The sequence below is a fragment of the Neisseria sp. P0021.S007 genome (genome assembly GCF_051956855.1).
The window spans coordinates 1-488 of sequence record NZ_JBQCXA010001397.1 but is presented as its reverse complement, the minus strand read 5'-3'; the positions used below and the strand labels follow the sequence as shown (position 1 = coordinate 488).

Annotated in this window: 1 protein-coding gene; it reads left to right on the top strand. The window is 51.4% G+C overall.

Annotated elements, in window-relative coordinates:
• Positions 1-26: 26 nt before the first annotated feature.
• A partial coding sequence (locus ACTHUR_RS19370; protein ID WP_440400417.1) for a tyrosine-type recombinase/integrase occupies positions 27-488 on the top strand: 462 nt, incomplete at its 3' end.

Below are 488 nucleotides of genomic sequence, written 5' to 3'. Positions count from 1 at the left end.
ATATGCGCGTGCCTATGCACCTGATTATGTGGTTTGCCATATATTCCTGTCGCAGGCAGGCAGAAATCGGACGGCTGGCATGGGCGGATTTGGATTTGGAAACGCGTCAATGGCTGGTAAGAGATGTAAAACACCCGCGCGGAAGCAAGGGAAATCATAAGAAATTTGAAGTCAGGGACGAGTTAATACCGCTGATAGAGGCTTTGCAGAGCGAGAAAATCAGAAGACAGATGCAGGGAAATCCCGATTTGCTTTTGGGCGGGTATCAATCGAAAACAATCAGCGCACTATTTACCAACGCCTGCCGCGCCTTGCATATTGAAGATTTAAGGTTTCACGATTTACGGCACGAAGGGGCGACGCGCCTTGCCGAAGACGGGCTGTCCATTCCGCTGATGCAGCAGGTTACGCTGCACGGGGATTGGGAAAGTATGCGGGTTTATACCAATATACGCCGCCGCCCGCGACGGTTGGATTTTGTTGAGGCG